The organism is Hoeflea sp., assembly GCF_039975035.1.
Taxonomy (GTDB): domain Bacteria; phylum Pseudomonadota; class Alphaproteobacteria; order Rhizobiales; family Rhizobiaceae; genus Hoeflea.
Genome location: NZ_JBDWHW010000206.1, coordinates 1 through 5,664, shown reverse-complemented (window position 1 = coordinate 5,664; position 5,664 = coordinate 1). Strand labels below are relative to the sequence as shown.

The following is a 5,664-nucleotide window of genomic DNA, read 5'->3' as shown; positions in this document are numbered from 1 at the left end:
TTCGGCAGTCAGGTGACCCAGCTCATTGCCCGCCGCGTGCGCGAAGCCGGCGTGTATTGCGAAATTGTCCCGTTCCAGCTGGCCGATGCAGGCTTCGAGCGGATGCAGCCGAAAGGCGTGATTTTTTCCGGCGGGCCCGATTCAGTCACCCGCGAAGGCTCGCCGCGCGCGCCGCAGGCCGTGTTTGACTCCGGCGTGCCGATCCTGGCGATCTGTTACGGACAGCAGACCCTGTGCCTGCAGACCGGCGGCAATGTCGAAGGCGGCCACCACCGCGAGTTCGGCCGCGCCGATGTCGAGATTCTCAAATCAAGTCCGTTGTTTGAAGGCTTCTGGGAAGTCGGCAAGAAATATCCGGTGTGGATGAGCCACGGCGACCGGGTCACTCAACTGCCTGACGGCTTCGAGGTCATCGGCACATCGCCGAACGCGCCGTTTGCCATCTCGGTCAATGAAGACAAGCGCTATTACACCACCATGTTCCATCCTGAAGTGGTGCACACGCCCGACGGCGCGAAACTTCTGTCCAATTTCGTGCACAAGATCGTCGGCTTGAAAGCTGATTGGTCGATGGCCGCCTACCGCGCCGAGATGGTGCAGAAGATCCGCGATCAGGTCGGCTCGGGAAAGGTCATCTGCGCGCTGTCCGGCGGTGTGGATTCCTCCGTCGCTGCCCTGCTCATTCATGAAGCGATCGGCGATCAGCTGACCTGCATCCTGGTCGACCACGGCCTGATGCGCATGAACGAGGCGGCCGATGTCGTCACCATGTTCCGCCAGCATTATAATTTGTCGCTCAAGCTGGTCGATGCGTCGGACCGCTTCATCTCGCAGCTTGAGGGTGAGGCTGATCCCGAGACCAAGCGCAAGACCATTGGACGGCTGTTCATCGAAGTCTTCGAGGAAGAGGCGAAAAAGATCGGCGGCGCCGATTTCCTGGCACAGGGCACGCTCTATCCGGATGTGATCGAAAGCGTGTCATTTTCCGGCGGTCCTTCGGTGACGATCAAATCGCACCACAATGTCGGTGGCCTGCCCGAGCGCATGAACATGCAGCTGGTCGAGCCCTTGCGCGAACTGTTCAAGGACGAAGTCCGGGCGCTGGGCAAAGAACTCGGCCTGCCCGACAGCTTCATCGGCCGTCATCCGTTCCCGGGACCGGGCCTGGCAATCCGCTGCCCCGGCGGCATCACCCGCGACAAGCTCGAGATCCTGCGTCAGGCCGACGCCATCTATCTCGACGAAATCCGCAAGGCCGGTCTTTACGACACCATCTGGCAGGCCTTTGCCGTGCTTTTGCCGGTGCAGACCGTCGGCGTCATGGGCGATGGCCGCACCTACGAGTTCGTCTGCGCACTCCGTGCGGTTACTTCGGTCGACGGCATGACCGCGGATTTCTATCCCTATGATATGGATTTCCTCGGCAAGACTGCGACGCGCCTGATCAACGAGGTCAAGGGCATCAACCGCGTCGTCTACGACGTCACTTCCAAGCCGCCCGGAACCATCGAGTGGGAATAGGCGGCCTGTCCGGCCCGGCGTGAAACCGCTGGTTTTTGCGCGGACAGGATGCCTGACATTGTTCGATCCGGCAAAGCCGTGAACTTCAGGCTGGGTGGCAGGCTTTGCAGATGCCGCGCAGCTCGATGGTGGTTTTCTTCAGCGCGAAACTCGCCTCGCCGGCAAGCTGCTTGAGCCGCTTTGCAAGGGGGTCATCAGAGATCTCGTTAACCTGGCCGCAGTTCTCGCAGATCATGAATGCAATTGTCTCGTCGCCATCGCATCCGGGATGGCTGCAGGCGACAAAGGCATTCAGGCTCTCCAGACGGTGGACGAGTCCGAACTCCACCAGCTTGTCGAGCGCGCGGTAGACCTGAAGCGGAGCGCGAAAGCCGTTATCACGCAGCCTGTCGAGAATCGTGTAGGCGCTGAGCGGACCTTCCGACCTGGTCAGCGCGCCCATCACCAGCGACTGGTTTTTGGTCAGATCGGCGATTGCATGAGTATGCTCGGTCACGGCCGCGGTCCTTTCTGGTGCTCTGCGCCACCTTCTTGCGCTGCAATATGCTTTCCTGACGCCGATCTTGGCAATGGCAGAATCGACAGGATAAACAGGCCAAGTGCTGCGACGACAATGCTTGGTCCGGCCGGAGTGTCCCATTCCAGAGAGCCGAACAGGCCGCCAATAACCGCCGCGACACCAAGACAGGCCGCCACAATGGCCATCTGTTCGGGACCGGAGGAGAACCGGCGGGCGGTCGCGGCCGGAATGATCAGCATCGCGGTAATCAGCAGTACGCCGACGATTTTCATGGCGATCGCGATGACTGCGGCCATCAGCAGCATGAAGATGATGTTGGCGCGTTCCGGGTTCATGCCCTCGGCCTCTGCCAGTTCGCTGTTGACGGTTGCGGCAAACAGGGGTCGCCAGATTGCGACAAGCATGGCGAGCACCACGGCGCCGCCCAGCCAGATAATGAAAATGTCCATCCGGGAAACGGCCAGGATATCGCCGAACAAAAAGCCCATCAAATCAATACGGATCCATGTCATGAACGCAAGGACGACCAGACCCAGGGCGAGTGCGGAATGCGAAAGCAGGCCAAGCAATGCGTCGGCTGAAAGGGTTGCCCGTTTCTGCAACAGCAACAGCGCCAACGACACGCAGGCCGAAACGCCGAAAACCGCCAGCGTGATGTTGACCTCGAACAGGAAGGCAAGCGCTACGCCCAGCAGGGCCGCGTGGGACAGCGTATCGCCATAATAGGCGAGACGGCGCCAGACGATGAAACAGCCGAGCGGTCCTGTTACCAGCGCCACGCCGACGCCGGCCAGAAGGGCGCGGGTGAAGAAGTCCTCAAGCATCGCGGTTCCCTTCGCCGCCATGATGAGCTTCATCATCGGCAGGTGTGTCGGTAGGGTGATGATGACCATCGCCGGAGTGGCAATGGTCCGTGACGGTGCCGTCGCCATGGCGCACCCGGCCATCGGGCAGGTGGGTATGGTCGTGATGATGCTGATAGACCGCGAGTGTCGAGGTAGCTCGCGCGCCGAACAGCGCCTTGTATTCAGGGCTTGAGGCAACGGCAGTCGGGGTGCCCGAGCAGCAAACATGTCCGTTAAGGCAGATCACCCGGTCAGTTGCCGCCATCACCACGTGCAAATCGTGGGAGATCAGCAAGATGCCGCAATGCATCTGGTCACGAATACTCTTGATGAGATCATAAAGCGCGATTTCTCCGGAAAAATCCACGCCCTGCACCGGCTCGTCCAGTACCAGCAGGTTGGGTTTGCGGGCAATGGCGCGCGCCAGCATGGCCCTTTGGAACTCGCCACCGGACAAGGTGCGCACTTCCGCTTTTGCCAGGTGGCTGACGCCCGTGGCGGCCATGGCTTCAGTTGCTTCCCGATCGCTGACATGGCCTGTCAGGCGCATGAAACGATGCACGGTGAGCGGCAGGGTCCAGTCGATCGAGAGTTTTTGCGGCACATAGGCCGCCCGCAGACCCGGCATGCGGTTGACCCGGCCCTCATCGGGCTTGAGGATGCCGAGCGTCATTTTCGCGGTCGTCGATTTGCCCGAGCCGTTCGGCCCGATCAGGGTAACGATTTCCCCCTTTTGAATGGAAATGTCGACGCCGCGCACGAGCCAGCGTCCGGACCGGCATATTCCGGCGTTTTCCAATGTGACAAGTGCTTCAGGGTGGTTCGAAATGATGTCTGACACTGCGTTCCGGCCAATTCGAAGAAAGATATTGCCACATTATATGGCACACGTTATATCGTAACGCAATCTTGTAATGAGATAACGTGACATACTCGCCTCTCGAACAAAGGAAGCAATCCCACATGAACAGCGCCAGGAAACTTCTTCTCGCCTCGACACTTCTTGCCGCATCCGCGGTCTCGGCAAGTGCAGAGATCACGGTGGTGGCATCCATCAAGCCGGTCCATTCGCTGGTCGCGGCGGTCATGCAAGGTGCCGGAGATCCGGGGTTGATCGTTGAGGGGGCGGGTTCGCCCCACAACTACGCCCTCAAACCCTCGCAGGCGCAGATGCTGGAATCAGCCGATATCATTTTCTGGGTTGGCCATGAACTCGAAGCCTTCCTGGAAAAGCCGCTGGAAACGGTTGGTGCGCAGGCCAAGTCCGTCGAACTGATTGATGCGCCTGATCTGCTGAAACTGGGTTTTCGCGAAGGCGGCGCTTTCGAAAAACACGATCATGGTGATGAGGCCGGTCATGACGATCATGCCCACGACAACGAGAATACAGTCGAAGCGGATCAGGATCATGCCCAAAACGCCGAAGCGGAAGGCCATGAGGACCACGCCCATGGAGAATTCGATTTCCATGTCTGGCTTGATCCGGTCAACGCCAAGGCCATGGTGCACGAAATCGAGGAGGCACTGGCGGCTGCCGATCCTGCCAATGCGGGCAAATACGAAGCCAATGCCGAAGCGGTCACGGCAAAACTCGATGCGTTGATTGCCGAAGTTCAGACCGAGCTTGATCCGGTCAAGCAGAAGGGCTTCATCGTCTTTCACGATGCCTACCACTATTTCGAGAACCGGTTTGGCGTGACAGCCTCGGGCTCGATCACGGTGTCGCCCGAAGTCATGCCGGGCGCCCAGCGAATCACCGAGATTCGTGCAAGGGTGAAGGAATTGGGAGCGGCCTGTGTCTTCGCCGAGCCGCAATTCGAGCCAAAACTGGTTTCCACGGTCACCGAGGGTACGCGAGCCAGGGCCGGTGTCATCGATCCGCTTGGAGCCGAACTTGAAAACGGTCCGGATCTCTACTTTCAACTTATTCGCAACATGGCGACTTCGATGAGCACCTGTCTGTCACAAGCCAGCTGAACGAGTATGATGCCTTCAGTGCGGGCGGCTTGCGCCGCCCGTCTTCGGATCTCTTGATGAGATACAATCCCGCATGTCAAAACATCGTCCGCCCGATACTTTTCAACGTCTTTCTGGCGGAATCGGGAACCCCGAGGTAAAAATCCGCCAGGACCCATGTCCGGTCGGGAGCTGGGATGATAAAGCGGAAATCCAATTCTGAGTGCTGGTCGCCCATGACCGGACGTCGCGGAGAACCAGGACATGACGGTCACGATCTACGGTATCAAGAACTGCGACACGATGAAGAAGGCGCGCGCTTGGCTTGCGGACCATGCGATCGAGGCTGAGTTTCACGATTACAAGACCAGCGGAATCGATGAGCCGCAGCTTCGGCGCTGGTGTGATGCTGCGGGGTGGGAAACCGTTCTCAACCGCTCCGGAACGACCTTCCGCAAGCTCCACGAGTCCGAAAAGCAGCATCTCGACACCGACAAGGCGATTGCGCTGATGCTGGCGCAGCCGTCCATGATCAAGCGCCCTGCGCTCGAAGCGGATGATCGGCTGTTGATCGGCTTCAAGCCTGAGCTCTACGAGCAGTTCTTCGATTGAAGGAGAAGGGAAATAGCCAAGACAACCCGCGCCACCCAGGCCCTCGCCAGGTCAGGCATCGAATTTTCGGTTCACAGCTATGAGTATGATCCTGACGCCGAGCGCATCGGCATGCAGGCGGCCGAAGCGCTGGATGAGCCGCCGGCCCGGGTGCTGAAAACCCTGATGGGGGAACTCGACGGAAAGCCGGTTTGTGTTGTGCTGCCATCC

The 5,664-nt window shown here is 59.5% G+C and carries 6 protein-coding genes and 1 pseudogene; 4 read left to right on the top strand and 3 right to left on the bottom strand.

What is annotated here, in order from left to right; all coding sequences use genetic code 11:
* On the top strand, nt 1-1,521 hold a 1,521-nt coding region (guaA, locus tag ABJN75_RS18495; RefSeq protein WP_348441064.1), incomplete at its 5' end, for a glutamine-hydrolyzing GMP synthase.
* 85 nt (nt 1,522-1,606) lie between these two features.
* Here the strand turns inward: guaA and ABJN75_RS18490 are convergent.
* Genes ABJN75_RS18490 through ABJN75_RS18480 form a run of 3 tightly spaced genes read right to left on the bottom strand, consistent with a single transcriptional unit; the run spans nt 1,607 to nt 3,727 of the window.
* Nucleotides 1,607-1,963: a Fur family transcriptional regulator gene (locus ABJN75_RS18490; RefSeq protein WP_348441066.1), complete on the bottom strand. Its 357-nt coding sequence runs from the start codon at nt 1,961-1,963 to the stop codon at nt 1,607-1,609.
* Nucleotides 1,964-2,013: 50 nt separating this feature from the next.
* Nucleotides 2,014-2,865 carry a metal ABC transporter permease gene (locus ABJN75_RS18485; protein WP_348441065.1) on the bottom strand — a complete coding sequence of 284 codons (852 nt, stop codon included), beginning with the start codon at nt 2,863-2,865 and terminating at the stop codon, nt 2,014-2,016.
* Nucleotides 2,858-3,727, bottom strand: coding sequence for a metal ABC transporter ATP-binding protein (locus ABJN75_RS18480; RefSeq protein ID WP_348441063.1), 870 nt, complete (start codon nt 3,725-3,727; stop codon nt 2,858-2,860). The genes ABJN75_RS18485 and ABJN75_RS18480 overlap by 8 nt, the downstream gene beginning before the upstream one ends.
* Nucleotides 3,728-3,849: 122 nt before the next feature.
* Here ABJN75_RS18480 and znuA point away from each other — a divergent pair, with 122 nt between their 5' ends.
* From znuA to ABJN75_RS18465, 3 genes and pseudogenes are all read left to right on the top strand, one after another.
* Nucleotides 3,850-4,863: a zinc ABC transporter substrate-binding protein ZnuA gene (gene znuA, locus ABJN75_RS18475; RefSeq protein WP_348441062.1), complete on the top strand. Its 1,014-nt coding sequence runs from the start codon at nt 3,850-3,852 to the stop codon at nt 4,861-4,863.
* Nucleotides 4,864-5,106: 243 nt separating this feature from the next.
* On the top strand, nt 5,107-5,454 hold the full coding sequence (locus tag ABJN75_RS18470) for an ArsC family reductase (protein WP_348441061.1): 348 nt from the start codon (nt 5,107-5,109) through the stop codon (nt 5,452-5,454).
* A 12-nt stretch (nt 5,455-5,466) separates the two neighbouring features.
* Nucleotides 5,467-5,664, top strand: a pseudogene (locus ABJN75_RS18465) (Cys-tRNA(Pro) deacylase); the annotation flags it as partial.

Coding starts and splice junctions, on each gene's coding strand:
- ABJN75_RS18490 (WP_348441066.1), bottom strand. CDS start 1,963: ATGGGCGCGCTGACCAGGTCGGAAGGTCCGCTCAGCGCCTACACGATT.
- ABJN75_RS18485 (WP_348441065.1), bottom strand. CDS start 2,865: ATGCTTGAGGACTTCTTCACCCGCGCCCTTCTGGCCGGCGTCGGCGTG.
- znuA (WP_348441062.1), top strand. CDS start 3,850: ATGAACAGCGCCAGGAAACTTCTTCTCGCCTCGACACTTCTTGCCGCA.
- ABJN75_RS18470 (WP_348441061.1), top strand. CDS start 5,107: ATGACGGTCACGATCTACGGTATCAAGAACTGCGACACGATGAAGAAG.